This is a genomic window from Paenibacillus sp. FSL L8-0494, from assembly GCF_038003695.1.
In the GTDB taxonomy this organism is placed as follows: domain Bacteria; phylum Bacillota; class Bacilli; order Paenibacillales; family Paenibacillaceae; genus Paenibacillus_AQ; species Paenibacillus_AQ odorifer.
Genome location: NZ_JBBOPQ010000001.1, coordinates 3,629,481 through 3,645,807, shown reverse-complemented (window position 1 = coordinate 3,645,807; position 16,327 = coordinate 3,629,481). Strand labels below are relative to the sequence as shown.

The following is a 16,327-nucleotide window of genomic DNA, read 5'->3' as shown; positions in this document are numbered from 1 at the left end:
ACAATCCGCTCCTTCTAAATCGTCACCGCAGCCTGATTCGCGGATCCAGCAGCAGATGTAATAAATCCACTGTCAAGTTAATCAGGACAACGACAACAGCCATCCATAATACGTAACCCTGAATGACAATATAGTCTTTCGCAAAAATCGCCTCAATGGCATACTTACCGATTCCCGGCCAAGAAAATATAGTTTCAACAATAACGGAACCGCCCAATAGCCCCGCTATGTTAACTCCAAGGAGGGTAAGACTCGGAAGAAGCGCATTACGAAGTGCATGCCGAATGATTATTCTCCATTCCTGCAGCCCCTTAGCTCTAGCTGCTGTGATGTACCGCTTGCCCAAAACGTCTAGAAGACTGGAACGAATCAAGCGGATGTAGACTCCTGCCATTCCAAATCCTAGTGTGAGGGCAGGTAGAATGACACTGGATACCCCATCCATTCCCATCACAGGAAATAGCTTAAACTTCACCGCACCATAATAAATTAGGAGCAGACTTAGCCAGTATCCCGGCATTGAAACACTGAGCAGTGCACATACTCTTCCCAGTCGATCAAGCAATTTACCCGGATATAGTGCAGATCCCACTCCTATAGGCAAGGCAATAAGAATAGCGGACAATACGGAACAGGCACTGAGCAGTATAGTTGCCGGAAAGCGACTCATTAGCTCTGTGAATACTGGACGACCGCTGCTGTAAGATAGGCCTAAATCGAGATGGGACACCCGGTTCAACCAATGAAAATATTGCTTATGTACAGGACCATCCAGACCAAGTGCATGTCTGGTCACCTCAATAGCTTCCTGCGTGGGTTTAATGCCGTCAGCACGCAGCATGATCTCCGCTGGATCACCTGGCGTTAAGTGCATCAGCGCAAAGGTAATGCAAGAGATACCGAGCAGCACGGGGATGAGCTGCAATAAGCGTTGCAACAAGTATCGATTGATGGCATTCAACTCCAAGATCTTAATCGTAATAATTACGATTATAGCATAATCTTTTTAAATTAATAGTCTTAATTTGATTTATTTCATGTAGGACATAAAAAAATCAACCCATATTAAATGAGTTGATCTTTAAACATTTGGCCTCTGCACAGTCGCAACTTTTTTTTGCAATAATATTGTCAAATCCTTAATAATCATGTCATTATAAGTAGGTTCATATTAAAAATAACAATAAAGGAAGTGTGTATTTGAATCGGTTCAATTTAGTCCTCATCTATGTTTTATCCATCATGATAGCTTTTCTTTTAGGAATTTACGTGGCCCCTAGCGTTGAAACACGCTTGAATGGGCAGAATGTGGCAAGTAATCCCGTTATCGAAGAAATACCACCTAGTACCGCAGATAAAGCTGCTATTGCTGCTGAATCCAACACTACTGGGTCCAATTCTATTGAATCAGATCCTACTGAATCAGATCCTACTGAATCTTCACCTTCCCCGGAAGCCGTTGTCTTGGAAGATATGCCTTCGGACGATGATACCGGACCCGCCGGTGATGAAGCTGAAGATCTGCCAGCAGCAGATACCCCATCCGGGCAAGGGATTGGTGCGCCATTAGAATTCAAGTATAGTACGAACTCTGCCGATGCTGTTAAGCTGACCTGGGAAGCTGACAACTTAACCGGTAAAAGGATCAATTATTACACAGCCCACATCAGCACGTTTAATCCAGTAGGCGATCCTTCCAATGATCAGCTGAACGGCAAGAGCAGCTTTTCGCTTAAATATGTGGGGCCGGTTGAGCCCAATGATACTTTATTTATTTTCAGTGATTTTACATATCAGAATACAATACATACGATTATTATTGACCAGCTCACACTTCAATATGATGATGGTACTATCGAGACCTTCGACTATGGTTACGAAACTACCGATGATAGCGGCCTATAATCCATATGATTTGCAGCCCTGGTGCGAACCAGAGCTTTTTGCGAGGCACAATGAACTAATGGTAATGTAAAAAACGAAGAGCGGCCTGGAATCCGGCGCTCTTCGTTTTTTACTGTTATTGTTACTGCCATTCAGTTTAGCGGATGACCGTTACCTTGATCGTATCACTGGCAGTTACTCCCGCCGCGTTGACCAGCTCCGCCCGATATTCGTACACACCGGCAGTGCGTCCGCTGATGGTGGTTGCTGCACTTTGCGCCGAAGGTGTATGGGCATTCAGCGGCTGTGAGTCGATAAGCTCCCCGTTCTCATATAGGCGGTACTCTGTAGCGTTAGTTCCCCACCAAAGATTCATCGACACCTTATAGGTGCCATCTCCGTCCCAGTTATCTTCGGACAGAATCGGCTTGCCCGGCGCAGAGTCACTTATGGTGACCGTAAGCGAATCGATCTTGGTCGTGCCATATTTGTTGGTTAACTCTGCAGTGTATACATAAGTGCCGTTCACCTTGCCATGAAGCTCTGTGCTTGCCGTCTGGGCAGCCGGCGATACATCCTTCAGTGTCTTAGAATCAATCAGTGTGCCGTTCTCATAGAGTTTGTAGCTCGTGCCGTTATTACCCCACCATAGGTTCATGGTGACCGTATAGTTACCATCACTAAGTCCATTAGCATAGCTGCTGTTGGAGGAAAGATCAGCCTGTCCTGGCTTACCAGTCGCAATCACCTGGCCGCCAATAACCTGGAAAGTATAGCTCTTTTCAGTCGTATTGCTGGCCGCATCCTGCACGGTGTATTTCACGGTGTGGGAGCCGGCGCCTAAATCGGCGGCGCTCAGGGTCTGGCCCTCGGCAATCGTTTTCCCATCTAATAGAAGCTGTTTCGAGGTGACACCTGACAATACATCGTCAGCAGTCAATTCAAAGTAAAGCTGCGCTCCTTCTTCTACATCTCTCACCTCATGGCCGGATTCCTTCAGTTCGGCAACCGGTGGAGCCGTATCAATATTGAGGTTCAACGTCTTGGGATCTTCCGATTTGCCTTTTCCCGGCACAGCATGGTATGTCAATGTATGCCGCCCGTCTTCCTTCAGGTCCACAGGTGTACTGTACTCAGCTTCCTTGTTGCCGTTAAGCGAGTAATAAACATTAGCTGTATCTGTATTCGCCTTCAGGGTAACGGTGACCGGCTGGTTAAACCAGCCGGAAGCATTAGGCTCGGCAGACAGCGTCGCCGTTGTCACCGGAGCCCCCTCTTCTTCTGCTGCGGCGAAGTCATCGAGGCTTCTCGGCTTGAGCTGGTAGATGCCTTTAAAAATTGCGGCAACACCTGTGATATTAAGTTTTTGTCCCTCAGTATAAGGGAAGATATCCTTAGTAATGCCTGTCCGGGCATCCACGCGCACATGATTGCTTGTCCCGTCGGCGTTGACTGCGTCGAATTCAAAGGAGCCGCTTGGCGTAGCGTTGATAATGTTCGCCACTGTCACACCGTTCAGTTGAACCAATTGGCCTTGGTTGGCATCATTCACCATGTTCGCCGCAATCGGCTGCGGCAGTGCCGCCGTGCCCGTCTTCGCAATTTGTACTGCTTCGGTCAGCTCCAGCTCTGTGTTGTACAGTGCGGTGGACGCTGTTACCTTGACCTTATCGCCCACGTGGAAGCCGCTCTGACTCTGGAAGACATAAACCCCACCGGTTCCATCTTGGAGATAGAAGGACTGTCCGCCAAAGATACCCGGCTCGGTCGTCACGGTCCCCTCCACCGTTACCAGTGATCCGGCTGCCTTAGCCCGGGAATCGCCGATAGAGATTGCAGCCGGTATGGGATCTTCCTCAGCCGGAAGCGGTTCAGCAGGAACATTGCCCAGCGTCACCGATTCAGTCTTGAGGTTTGTACTGTTCTGACGGAGGCGCAGATTGGATGCAGCTGTGGTGCCCGGCTTGATCTGGATCGTCAGGTCCTTGTAGGCATGACCGTTCAGATCAGCCGTCAGATTGAATGAGGAGCTATAGCCGTAGCTGCTTGGCCAGGTGCCGTCGCTGTTCTGAATCTTGGCGATTTGGGCGCCGCTGCTTACCTGGTAGACACCTACCTGGAAGCCGGAAACGCTTGTGCCTGCTGGAAGATTATCTGCACTCACCCGAATCTGAAAATTCTGTGCATTTGGCAGCACAGCCTGGTGCGTGAAGTTATAAACCGCACTTGCAGTGGCTGCTGGTCCGCCGTAGGAGCCTGCTTTGAAGGTGCTGCGATCATACCATTTGTAGCCAGCATTTGGTTGAGCCCAAGGCTCCGGTTGCGGCTCAGTGGACAGCGCTGGCTCCTCGAATGGCAGCAGTGCTGTCGGCTGATCTAGCATCAGGCCATTCACCTGGGTGAAATCCGTATAACTCTCCTGCTCAGCGAGCCAGTTGACGGTGTTAACCAGCAGTTTGGCATCGTCCACTTCCTTGAAGCCATCGTAAGTTGTTTTCTTGGCACCGGTATCTTCGCGCAGGTATTTCGGTGTTGCATCTTCTACAGGAGATGAGTCACCGATGAAGGCTGCCTTGCCGGAGCCTTTTTTCGCAACTGCCACATAAGGACCTTCTGCCACACCGCCGCCGTTATAGACCCCCTGGTCTACGGCATTGGCCCAGACAGCATTGGTTTGCGGCAGGTAGACGATACCTTTCGCACGGGCTGGGTCTAGAATGGCCAGCGTGGAACCGGCATGCATAGCTACCGCCGATACGCCCGTTGTAATGCCGAAGGCTTGATCGGGAGCCACGATGTTGGTTGTGTTAATGTCGCCAAGCGCATTGTAGCGGAAACGGACACCGAACTCGTCCGCCAGCCAGTCAGAGCTAACCACACCCTGCATGGCTGCAGAAGCGACCTCATCGGCATTCATGCCTTTGGCTGGATTGTCCCACGCTCCACGGCGGTAGCCGTTGAAAGCTTCAGAACCATCCCAGCGATTTTTGTTGCGGTCGGCATTATAATGGTCGCCGATGAAGAAGATACTGCCGCCATCCTCCACATATTCCGCCATCGCAAGCTGCTCGCTTGCTTTGTAGGGCACGTTGGATTCGGCGACGATGTAGACATCATAATCGGAAAGATCACTCAAAGTAATTGGAGTCGTCTTGCGGAGTTCTTTGACATAATAGCCTTCCTGGGCAAGGGCATTCCCAAAGTCTGAAAAAGCGCCGTCAATCACCCAATCGGCTGCTCCCGCAGTCTGCTCATGGGTATTGTCAAACAGGATCTTCTGGCCTGCATGCTCATTGACCACTTTGGCCTCAATGTACGGTGCAGGATCGTTTGGTCCTTCTGCGAATACCGCCGAACCGGCTCCGAACGTGAACAGCTGAAGTGGTACGGCCACCGCCACAGCTAGAGTGCTGTTCATCAGCCTCTTTTTCCAAACTGAATTCTTCTCCTTCATACCCTTCCTCCTCAAGAAATAGTCCGGTGAGTAATTACCATAAATACCCACCTGCTTGACATCTACTATCCTATCTCAAAACAATTAAAAAAAAGATAGATTTATGTAAACTGCTGTAAAAATTATACTTTTGGCCTATAAAACGGGTCGAATATAGAAAGGGTATTATGAAAAAAGTCACAGTTGCTGAGGCTCATGATGAAGGATTGGGCTATCGGGATATTAGTACAAAAAAAAGCGAAACGGATAAATGCTCCGTTTCGCTCTCTCCTAAGTTACTGATAACCAAGTAACAAATTCACAATCGTATCAAGCTGAAGCTCTAATGAAAAAGGGTCCTCCATTACGAATTCATCATGATAATTATCGCCATACAAATAAACTTTGCCATTTTTCACTGCAGGGATGCCTTTCCATATGTTACTTTCCATTGCTTTATTGGTTGCATCCGCATCGCCATTATATACAAAAACATAATCACCTAAGTATTCTGGAAGCACTTCAAGTGAAATGGATTCAAACCCCTCCGCCATATTTTTGGCACTTTCTGTTGGAGGTAGCTTCAGCATATTGTATATAGTGGAAGAACCATAATTTCCTCCCTTTGCCGCTAAGACGTACACGGCCTTTTGTGAAAACTGAACAATCGAAACGGTTTCCCCTTCCTTGATAACCCCGGCAAGTTTCGACTTTGCTTCAGCTACTTTCAGTTCATATTCCGTAATCCATTCTTCTGCTTCTTTTTCTTTTCCGAATATTTTGCTTACACTCCTAAATTTATCAAGCGGCCCTGCTGTTTTTAACCCCTCCCAATAAGGCAGAAAAACAGTGGTCCCAATTTTCTCATATTGTTCTATGTTCTCATCGATCGAACCGATAATTAAGTCCGGATCTAGCATCGTTAATTTTTCCAAATTTAAAGGAAAATCCCCTAAATCCTCAATTTTCTCGATCGTTTCTTTGGGTATGTCCGCTTTTTCCATCCACCCTTCATCCAGCATAAACGTTCTTGCTCCGATGGGTATAATTCCTAATTTCAATAAATGCCCCATATATTGGTCAGCCGCCACTCTTTTCGGCTCTGCTGGTAGTTCCACATCTCCCTTAGGCGTTGATACTATTCGAGTGTTCGTACTTTCTTCTGATGTTGCTTGATTTACGGTTCCATTCCCATTACTTTGTTCCTTCGTAGCAGTACCCGTCCCGCTTGAGCAAGCACCTAATAATAGAGAACTGCAAAGCAGTAAAGCTGCCGTCGTCTGAGATTTTGTCATTTTAAACATAGGTAATTCCCCTTTTTCCGTATTATGATAATGATTATCATTATTAATATACTGTTGAACGATGGGTTCAAAAATAGAGGATGTGGGGAAGTTTAATGGACTTTCAGCAACTTTAGGCCGCTGAAACTCTCTTGTTCTAAAATGTGCAGGGGATACACCTTTTCTTTTCTTGAAAATTCGGCTGAAATAATATACGTCTTTATAACCAACACTTGCTGATATTTCCCCGACCGAAGCATCTGTTGTCATTAAAAGCTCCGTTGCAAGTTCAAGCCGAAACCGAATTAAGTAATCAATCGGACTCATACCTGTGTGCTCTTTAAACAAGGATGACAAATGATAAGCACTGAAATTAAATACTTCCGCAAGCGAATCTAATGTAATTGGCTCCGCATAGTACTCCTGGATATAGGTGATTACCTGGACTGCAACACTTGTTTGTTTCACTTCAGTCTCTTTTCTATGTAATTCTTTTAAAACCTGATGAATGAATTGATAAAAAAGTGATTTTACATTGAGTCTCTCTTCTTGCTCGTTCCATTTTTGATACATCAATTGCATTTTGTTATAAAGTAAAATGGGTGCATCTGGGGAAAAACAATATTGTGTTTGGAACAGATCCTCCTCTTGCATCCATGCACGGTAATAAATGATATAGTAAACAAAATTCTTGCTTGTCGGAACAATATTAAGGGTCGCTCCTTTCCCGCTATGCAGGACTTGAAATCCTGTAAAAGAAAATTCAGACTGATCTAATTGAACTTGAGCGCTCCCTTGTACCGAAAGTAAAAATATACTGGCAGGAATCTTATATTTATGAAGAATTTCGCCCCGAATCCTTTCAATACGGCGCACATCCAATAACTTGACCGTCGCTTGGTCCCAAAGCAATATTTGATTGCTTTTGTGCATAATGACTACCCCTCCGTTATCTGTCTAATACTCATCATAAATGATAACCATTATCAATAACAGTCAAGATATTTAACTTAATAACAAAAATCCGATTGCCCTAAAAGGTGCAATCGGATTTTGTAATATAATTTTATTGTTCAGACGCCAATTGCAGAAAATGATCTGCAGCCAAACGGACAGCCAGGATACTTGCGCTATTGAGTGAGTTATCAAAGATAAGTACATGATTGTTTTTCACTGCTTCCAGTGAGTTCCACACGTTCGAAGTTTCCTTGTCCTTGATGGCTGCCTTTGCGATATCCATATCATGCTGGATAATAATAAAATCTGGATTCATGCTGTATATTCCCTCCAGAGAAAGTGCCCCTCCCTCTTCAGGATATCCCTTTGGTGGCAACAACCCAAAGCCTACAGTTTGATTGTAGTACATCGTGTTTTTAGAGCCTTGAGCATTAAAATTGGCTTTTCCGTCGACCCGTAGTAAAGCAAATGTTTTATTCTCAAGACTACTTAACTGTTCTTTTGTTTTTGCAATCATTTCTTGGGTTTCCTTAATGGCTTGTTCCGCTAATGTCTCTTTACCAACAATCTGAGCACACAGCATCGCCGTTTTTTCCCAGGTATCGGTGTAGTCAATTAAGATGACTGGTGCAATCTTATTCAACTCTTCATAATTGCTATCAACAGAACCCTTGAAGGTTACAATCACATCTGGCTTTGCATCCATGATCATTTCCAGGTTCGCATTGCTGCTGCCCAAATCAATAATTTCAGCAGTTCCAGCATAAGGCTGTAAAGTAGCAAAATCCTTCATCGCTTCCGCTGCATTGGTTGATGCGATTGGAGGAGTATCTAGAGCAAAAAAGTAATCTAAATACAAGGGATGCAAAACCGCTATACGCTCAGGACGTGTCTTAAGCACCACTCCATTGTCGCTGGCATCCGCAATTGTTCTAGGCCATCCCGCTTCATCGATCTTGCCGGCTTCCGGTGTAGGCGTGACTGAAGTTTCGGAACATCCAGCCAGTAATCCTGCAAGTATAATTAAGGATGCAATCCATCCATATAGTCTTTTCATTTGGCTCCCCCTTGAGTTGTTATCATTACTGTCTGTATAAATGCTTCATTAAATCACGGTTTTTCTGCGTGAACAGGTCATTATGTGAAGACACCATCCCGGACGAATTTGCCTCCGGTGTGATGTATTGTTTGGCTTGGTTTACCGCATTGGCAGCATCCTGGAATGCCCCCGCGATCAGGTGCAGTTTCCCATCATGATGTAGAACATCACCTGCCGCATAAATACCCGGCACGGATGTCCCGCTCGTTACTGATCCTGAAATCTGGTGTTCCCACAGATCCATTTTAATTTCACTGTTCACCAGCAGTTCTTTGTCGCGCTCATAACCGTGATTAATGATGACCTCATCGACAGACAGCTCAAATGCCTCTCCGTTGTCATTACTTTTCAGCAGTACAGTCCCTATTCTTTCGTGATCCGGTGTGGCAATCAACTTTTCGATTGAAGTATTTAACAAGCACTCTACGCCATTGTTTGCCAAGCGTGAAATATCGGCTTCATGCCCCTTTAAGTTCTCTTTCCGGTACGTCAGAAACACCTTTTTGGCAATCGGAGCCAGTTCATTCGCCCAGTCAACAGCAGAATGGCCGCCTCCCGATATTAGGATAGTCTTCTCTTTAAATCGGGCAAGTGACTTCACCGTATAATGCAAATTTGTGATTTCGAATCTTTCGGCACCCTCGATTTCGAGCTTGACCGGCTTCAGAATGCCTCCTCCAATGGCCAATATCACAGTTTTAGTGAAATGCTTCCGGTTTGCGGCGGTGTGTAAAATAAAGTAACCTGCTTCATCTTGCGAGATGGATGTGACCTTTTCATTAAAGGCAACCTCCGGTTGGAAAGTCATCCCTTGAGCAACCATTTGTTCTATAAGTTGTGAGCCAAGAATAGGCTGTAAGCCTCCTACGTCCCAGATCATCTTTTCCGGATAGACATGCACCTTACCGCCAAGCACAGGTTGGAATTCTATAATTTTGGTTTTCATTTCACGGAGTCCGCTATAAAATGCAGCAAATAATCCAGCCGGACCGCCGCCAATAATCGTAACATCAAACAATTCCTCTTCATGCATCGTTCAATCGCCTCATTTCTCTTTTTTAAATCCCTAAATGCTCACGGAAAGTGCTTCCAGTATATTCACTCCGGAATAAACCTCTTTCAACCAGCTCCGGTACCAACTTCTCAAAAAACAACTCCATAGATTGTTCCGAGCCGCCTGGCAAGGCGATGAAGCCATCCATAGCCTCCGCATCAAACCGTTCAATAATATCGTTCAGCACATCCTCTACTGTCCCGACAGATACCCAATGTGCAGATCCGACAACCTCCGGCCTGTCCAAGATTTCTTTCACTGTAGGCTGGTTTTTGATAATATACCGCCGTAACAATTCGGCATGAGTCCGGCTGCGGACGGCCTGACTGGAATCGGGTAATATATCGTCAGTTACTCGCTTATCTAAGGGATAACCGCTTAAATCAAGACCCATCACCGATTTGAGCGAAGCATGTCTGCGTTCAAGGCTTAAATTCGCATGTGCAGCCTTATGTAATTCAAGTGCTTCTTCGCGCGTATCGGCCAGGAAAAAATATAAGCCCGGCAAAACTTTGATAGCATCCGGATCACGGCCCTGCTCAGCCGCTCTTCTTCTCAGATCATTCCTTAGTTCCACTCCCGATTCGATATCCGGCATTGCCGCAAAAATAGCATCAGCTACAGATGAGGCGAAATTCCGTCCAATGTCTGAAGCACCAGCTTGAAATAGCGGCGGTGTTCCTGATTTGTGAGCAGGCAAAGTAAGCGGCCCTTTTACACTGAAAAATTCCCCGGAATGATTAATAGCAGTCACTTTATCCTTATCCGAAAACATACCTGACTGACGGTCGATAACAATCGCTTCATTCGGAAAACTCTTCCAAAGCTTGCGTACAACATCCGTGAATTCCATAGCCTTGGCATATCTTTCTTCCGGTGACGGCATAGGTGAATCGCTGAAATTATCGGCACCTTCAATCGAAGTGACAATATTCCAGCCGGCGCGTCCATTGCTCAGCCAGTGTAAGGACTGCAATTGCCTTGCAACAACATACGGCGGATTAAAAGTAGTGGAAATCGTCGTTACCAGTCCGATCCGCTCGGTTTCACGAGCTATCGCTGCAAAAAACAATGCAGGGTCGGGGCTGCCGAAATTTGAGGAGTCTCCTATCATCTGCGGGCTAACATACAGATAATCAGCCCTGAAAAGAAAATCGAGCTTTGAATTCTCAGCCATTTTTGCCAAATCAATATAGTAATCAATAGTCTCCATCTTCTCTACTCCGCTATCCGGGTGCCGCCAGCCGTCTCCTTTCATCCAGGTTGCATTTAAGGACAGGCCAATACATAATTGTCTTGGTCTTTTTTCTGTCATATCTACCAGCCTTTCATTTATAAATCAATTTACTGATAATGATTCTCAGTTACAAAGGTGAGTTTATCAAAAAATTAAATAAATTCAAATGTACAAATCTCAAATCCAGCATGCATCATTATTTAATCTAAATAAAAAAAGTCTGCACTTCTGGCTTATCACCAGTAGCTGCAGACGTAATTCAAGTACAAGAAGCTCATTATGTACATTATTTATAGGCAGAGGGAGAAACACCGAATTTCTTTTTGAATAATCGGCTGAAATATAGTGGATTGTCATAACCAACACGGTCAGCAATCTCACGGATAGGAAAATTACCTGCTTTGAGTAATTCACAGGCCCGTTCCAAACGATAATTAACGACATAGTCGATTGGTCGTAGTCCCGTATATTTATGAAAGAGGTAAGAGAAGCGGTTGGCACTCATTGCATGCTGTTCCGCTAACTCACCGAGTGTAAGTGAATTCATATAATGAAGTTTAATATACGCAAGGGCTTCGTCTACCATCCTTTGATTCGGAGAACTATCGTTCTCTCTGTAACTGCACGCAATCAGAACCTGGTGCATCAGGCTTAAGAACAACTCCTTGATACGCAGCTTCCCAATCTCACCGGATGGATGGGTATTCTGATGGAGCATAATTAGTAATTCAATAATTTTTAGATTCGCCCCCGGCTCCAGCTTGAAATGAGAGTCAAATTCGTAAATACTATTTTTTTCTTCCGGCATATCCAATTTATAAAAAAGTGAGTAATACTCGAGCTCAGATTGTCCTATAACCTGCGAATCCATCTGCATGCCCGGAGCAGCATGAAAAACTGAGCCTGCCCGTAATTCATATACCGTTCCATTCACACGTATTCTGGCTCCCCCGCGAATGATAAATAGAAATCCATGCTTAACGGTGGTGAATTCACTTAATAAGCTTTTGGGCTGGATGACTAAGCGGCTTCTATTTTCTATTTCATAGACACCTTTAGTAAATGCCTTTGCTAATTTGTCCAAATTTATCAATGTTCTGCACCTGCTTCCTAGCACCATGCTTCTTTTAAAATCAGATCCAATTCTGATATTTATTTAAAACAGTATAGACAATAGTGTGCGAAATTGCTAGAAGTGTAGTAGATATTCAAATGTACATTGTACCCAAGAAGATGCTCAGGAGATTTTGGTTGAAAATATGCCGTTTTCATTACAATCAATTTGAAGAAGTTCATCCTGTAAAATCCAAACATCAGTTTTTTCAACAAAGAAATGAAATCCGCCAATGGATTGAACCCATGCGGGATCGATCGGTGTAGCACTTGCATTAATTCCAACAGTGAAGGCATCTGAGCCTCCACCGGCATATTTTGCATAAATTCTTACATATTGGTCCTCTTCCAAACCCCATTCATTCTTAAATGAATCCAATGCTTTTTCGGATACTGCAAATGATATCATTCCTCTTCTCTCCTTTCTGCGGTTCAATCACATTTTTTTATTTCGCCACGATAATTGGCCATTCTGAAACTGGCTCCGCATCCACATGAAGCTTTTGCATTAGGGTTATTCATAGTGAATCCGCCTACCATTCCACTCTCTTCATAGTCAATTTCAAGACCGTCAATATAAGGAATACTATTCAGGTGAACCAATATACTAAAATCCTTTTTATTTAATACAATATCCTCTTCTGCCTGCTGTTCATCTAAGACTAGGGTATAGGATAATCCACTGCATCCCCCTTCATCAACACCCACTCTAAGGAATGGATTTAGGATATTCGCACTTAATAAGATTTCGGCGATTTTTTCTGATGCCTTATCACTGATCTCGATGATCATTGTGAACTCCTCCTTCGTTTATTTGTTTTTCAAACCTAAAGATTGGATACCCGTTCCTATCTGTTTAGCTACTGGTGAGATCCGAGTGCTCGCAAATAAACTCATTACAATCAACAAGAGATGGAAACCCATTGCTACAATTAATCCGGATTGGAGTGACATTCCGCCAGCCTGACAAACCACAAGAATGGAACCGCCGATCCCGATAACTACACCGGGTGTAAAAGAATCCGCAAATTGCAGATTTGCCGAGGTGTTGCCGACACCTCCTTCTCTTGTCTGAGAAAACGCCACAACACCGCTAATCGGATGCGCCAATCCAATGCCGATTCCAGCGATGATCTGTCCAAAAACTGCAACGGTAACGGTCACCACGGGTATCCAAAATACGATAGTAATCCCTATGGCAAGCAGCAATACACCCAGAATAATTCGCGTATGCCGTCCACGCCCCTGATCTGCCGAATCCCACCGTCCTTGCAGATACGCTATGACGCACCAACTCAACGCAGCACTCGCTACAATCAATCCGGCCTGAGAAGGCGTTATTCCCTTCACATCGATTAGAGCCAATACCAAGAAATTCTGTGTGCTGGTATAGGCAGCGAAGAACAGCCCACGTGTTGCCAGAATAGCTGGCATGCCTCTTCGAAGCGTAAGAGTTCCCTTCGGCAGCAGTTTGCGGAGCGGAAATATCATCAGTACTAAGCCGATAAGGACTAAAACAAATCCCATAATACTCGGAAGCATGCTTAGACCAACCAAGAAAATCCCTGTACCCATCGTTAACAGTAAAGCCATCCAAGTCGATGAAGCTCCGATATCCCCTTGTGTCTTCGGTGTTTTTAATTTCGTGAACGCAGGTAAACTAAGCAGCGCTGAAATTATCAGGATCGGTAATATTCCCCAGAAAACAAACCGCCAGGACCACTGATCTGCGATAAGACCTGCAACGTATGGACCGAGCATGGACGGAAGAACATAGGCCGTACCAAATGCTCCTAGTATTTTGGCGCGTAATTCATCCGGGTAGCTTAAGGATATTGCTGTGTACACACAAGTCATCATAGCTCCGGCACCCAAACCCTGCATGGCCCGTGATCCTATCATGGTATACATATCGCCTGATGTTGCGGCAGCGATCAACCCAACGATAAACAAAAGTAGTGCGATAGTGAACGGTACTGCAGGTCCTCTTCTATCTATGATTCGACCGACGACCAGAGTTCCGATAATCTGCGCAAGCAGATAAGTACTGAATATCCAGCCAAACAGGCTAAGGCCGTTCAAATCTCCAGCAATTGAAGGGGCAATGGTGGTTACTGACAGACCTTCGAATCCAACGGCCATCACTGACAGAATAATACCTATGGATAGTGCAAAATAACGTGGGCTGAAAATACTTTGATGATTAGACGACATGAAATGTGACCTCCAAGAAAATTGGTATGTATACATCGTATCCGGACACTTAGTAAACAATTTTGTTTATAATGTCTAAGCTACAGTTCAGCTTTGACTTTGTCAACATTTTTGTTTAAAATGTAGTCTGTGATGTAGATTTAGTTGCTTCAAAAGGAGGTGCACCTTGAGCCGAAATCAAACCAAAAAGGATGTCTCAACCAAGACCCGAAGAGCGATCATTGATCTGTTAAAGCAGCAAGGGGGAATGGATGTTATGGCACTCTCCTCGCAGTTTTCGCTATCTGGAATGGCTATTCGTCAACATTTGAATGCGCTGAAAGAAGAAGGGCTGGTTACTAATAAAGAAGAGGCCCGTCCCATGGGGCGGCCCACCAAGCTATGGATCTTAACCCCCGCGGCCGATCGGTTTTTTCCAAGCGGATATTCGGATTTATCCGTCAGTCTGATCCATTCCATGAAAGAAGCTTTCGGAAACGAGGGGCTGGACAAGCTGCTGGCTGTTCGAAATAAAAATATGCAAGAACAATATCTTCAGCAACTTGGTGATACAGCAGACGTTAGAGGGAAGCTGGAGAAACTGGCCGAGATTCGAACAAATGAAGGCTATATGGCCGAGGTTAAGGAGCAGGATGATGGCAGTCTTTTATTCATTGAGAAACATTGCCCGATCTGTGAAGCTGCTGCTGTATGTACCGGGTTATGCAAAAATGAGTTACATCTATTTAAAACTGTTCTAGGTAATAATGTTCATATTGAACGGGGGGAGTACATATTAGCGGGAGGAAGAAACTGTGTATATACGGTTAGAATCTGACAATTGCTGTGGCACTTTCCAAACGCCTGCCATGTCACACATGAGCATCCAATGACTAGCGATATGAACCATTATCATAATATTCATTACAAATAGATAACAACCCACAGCCAAGATTTATAATAAAAATGATCTTGGCTGTGGGTTGTTATAGTTTAACTTTACCCCGTTATTTAATGTTACATATTCCATTTCATTTCTTCCTCAATTTAACTACGATATCCCTTATTCAGAAAAAATAGGTTCACTGAGCTCCCACTATAGAATGCGGAACATATAGTTCTTCTAGTGATGAAATTTCTTCAGAGGTTAATTTCACAGATAGAGCTTCTACTGAATCTTCGAGTTGAGAAATTTTCGTAGCACCTACAATAGGAGCAGCTACAGATTCTTTTTGCAGCAGCCATGCAAGCGCAATATGAATACGGGGTACACCGCGCTTCTCTGCAATTGACGCCACTCGCTCAATGATCAATCGATCTGCATCAATAGTAGAATCATATTTTGCTTTTTGAATTAGATCTGTTTCGGATCGTTGCGTGGTTTCCGACCAGTCGCGAATCAGTCTTCCAGATGCTAATGGACTATAGGGAGTCACCGCAATTTTTTGGTCCTTACAAAGTGGCATCATCTCCCTTTCCTCTTCGCGGTAGATGAGATTCAGGTGATTTTGCATGGATACAAAACGAGTCCATCCATTTTTCTCAGCCACATGTATTGCTTTTTGAAATTGCCATGCATACATAGCAGAAGCACCGATATATCTGGCCTTTCCAGACTTCACCACATCATGCATAGCTTCCATGGTTTCTTCAATTGGCGTGTTGTAATCCCAACGATGGGTGATATAGAGATCTACATAATCGGTCCCTAGTCTCTTTAGACTTTTATCTATCTCGCTCATTATAGCTTTTCGGGAAAGCCCAGCACCGTTTGGACCTTGATGCATGCGCCCCCAAACCTTTGTTGCGAGGACAATTTCATCCCGATTTGCATAATCCTTTAGAGCTCGTCCTATAATCTCTTCACTGGTTCCACTTGCATAGATATTCGCTGTATCAAAAAAGTTGATGCCGAGGTCCAGCGCTCTTTTTATAATAGGACGGCTGTTCTCCTCATTAAGCACCCATTGATGCCCTTCTGGCTGCACATCTCCAAAGCTCATACAGCCTAGGCAAATCCGAGAGACATCCATACCTGTATTTCCAAATTTAATATATTCCACAATGTAAACCT

13 protein-coding genes are annotated in these 16,327 nt (G+C 44.7%); 2 read left to right on the top strand and 11 right to left on the bottom strand.

Going from position 1 to position 16,327, the window contains the following annotated elements; genetic code table 11:
- Window positions 1–22: 22 nt before the first annotated feature.
- Complete coding sequence (gene nikB / locus NYE35_RS16595; protein WP_254924484.1) at window positions 23–961, bottom strand: nickel ABC transporter permease; 939 nt, start codon at window positions 959–961, stop codon at window positions 23–25.
- 239 nt (window positions 962–1,200) lie between these two features.
- Here nikB and NYE35_RS16590 point away from each other — a divergent pair, with 239 nt between their 5' ends.
- A complete protein-coding gene (locus tag NYE35_RS16590) occupies window positions 1,201–1,905 on the top strand; it encodes a hypothetical protein (RefSeq protein WP_076223676.1) in 705 nt (234 codons plus the stop codon).
- Window positions 1,906–2,041: 136 nt separating this feature from the next.
- Here the strand turns inward: NYE35_RS16590 and NYE35_RS16585 are convergent, their stop codons facing one another.
- The 9 genes from NYE35_RS16585 to NYE35_RS16545 form a co-directional block, all read right to left on the bottom strand.
- Complete coding sequence (locus tag NYE35_RS16585; RefSeq protein ID WP_076273201.1) at window positions 2,042–5,338, bottom strand: chitinase N-terminal domain-containing protein; 3,297 nt, start codon at window positions 5,336–5,338, stop codon at window positions 2,042–2,044.
- Between the two features lie 275 nt (window positions 5,339–5,613).
- A complete protein-coding gene (locus tag NYE35_RS16580) occupies window positions 5,614–7,533 on the bottom strand; it encodes an AraC family transcriptional regulator (RefSeq protein WP_076296634.1) in 1,920 nt (639 codons plus the stop codon).
- Window positions 7,534–7,666: 133 nt separating this feature from the next.
- Window positions 7,667–8,614 carry an ABC transporter substrate-binding protein gene (locus tag NYE35_RS16575; RefSeq protein WP_076273199.1) on the bottom strand — a complete coding sequence of 316 codons (948 nt, stop codon included), beginning with the start codon at window positions 8,612–8,614 and terminating at the stop codon, window positions 7,667–7,669.
- 25 nt (window positions 8,615–8,639) lie between these two features.
- A complete protein-coding gene (locus NYE35_RS16570) occupies window positions 8,640–9,689 on the bottom strand; it encodes an NAD(P)/FAD-dependent oxidoreductase (protein ID WP_076106628.1) in 1,050 nt (349 codons plus the stop codon).
- Window positions 9,690–9,714: 25 nt separating this feature from the next.
- A complete protein-coding gene (locus tag NYE35_RS16565) occupies window positions 9,715–11,025 on the bottom strand; it encodes an NtaA/DmoA family FMN-dependent monooxygenase (RefSeq protein ID WP_341121685.1) in 1,311 nt (436 codons plus the stop codon).
- A gap of 208 nt (window positions 11,026–11,233) precedes the next feature.
- Window positions 11,234–12,040 (bottom strand): helix-turn-helix domain-containing protein, encoded by an 807-nt coding sequence (locus NYE35_RS16560; RefSeq protein ID WP_076133122.1) that lies wholly within the window; start codon window positions 12,038–12,040, stop codon window positions 11,234–11,236.
- 144 nt (window positions 12,041–12,184) lie between these two features.
- Window positions 12,185–12,469, bottom strand: coding sequence for a hypothetical protein (locus tag NYE35_RS16555; protein WP_076141255.1), 285 nt, complete (start codon window positions 12,467–12,469; stop codon window positions 12,185–12,187).
- Window positions 12,470–12,492: 23 nt separating this feature from the next.
- Window positions 12,493–12,849: a HesB/IscA family protein gene (locus tag NYE35_RS16550; RefSeq protein WP_341122473.1), complete on the bottom strand. Its 357-nt coding sequence runs from the start codon at window positions 12,847–12,849 to the stop codon at window positions 12,493–12,495.
- A gap of 21 nt (window positions 12,850–12,870) precedes the next feature.
- Complete coding sequence (locus NYE35_RS16545; RefSeq protein WP_341121683.1) at window positions 12,871–14,274, bottom strand: MFS transporter; 1,404 nt, start codon at window positions 14,272–14,274, stop codon at window positions 12,871–12,873.
- A 166-nt stretch (window positions 14,275–14,440) separates the two neighbouring features.
- Between NYE35_RS16545 and NYE35_RS16540 the strand changes: the two genes are divergently transcribed.
- Window positions 14,441–15,091 carry a helix-turn-helix transcriptional regulator gene (locus NYE35_RS16540; RefSeq protein ID WP_076106619.1) on the top strand — a complete coding sequence of 217 codons (651 nt, stop codon included), beginning with the start codon at window positions 14,441–14,443 and terminating at the stop codon, window positions 15,089–15,091.
- 244 nt (window positions 15,092–15,335) lie between these two features.
- On the opposite strand, the gene NYE35_RS16535 is transcribed toward NYE35_RS16540, so the two are convergent.
- Entirely contained in the window at window positions 15,336–16,316 is a 981-nt protein-coding gene (locus NYE35_RS16535) for an aldo/keto reductase (RefSeq protein WP_076106617.1), read from the bottom strand.
- Window positions 16,317–16,327: the final 11 nt, after the last annotated feature.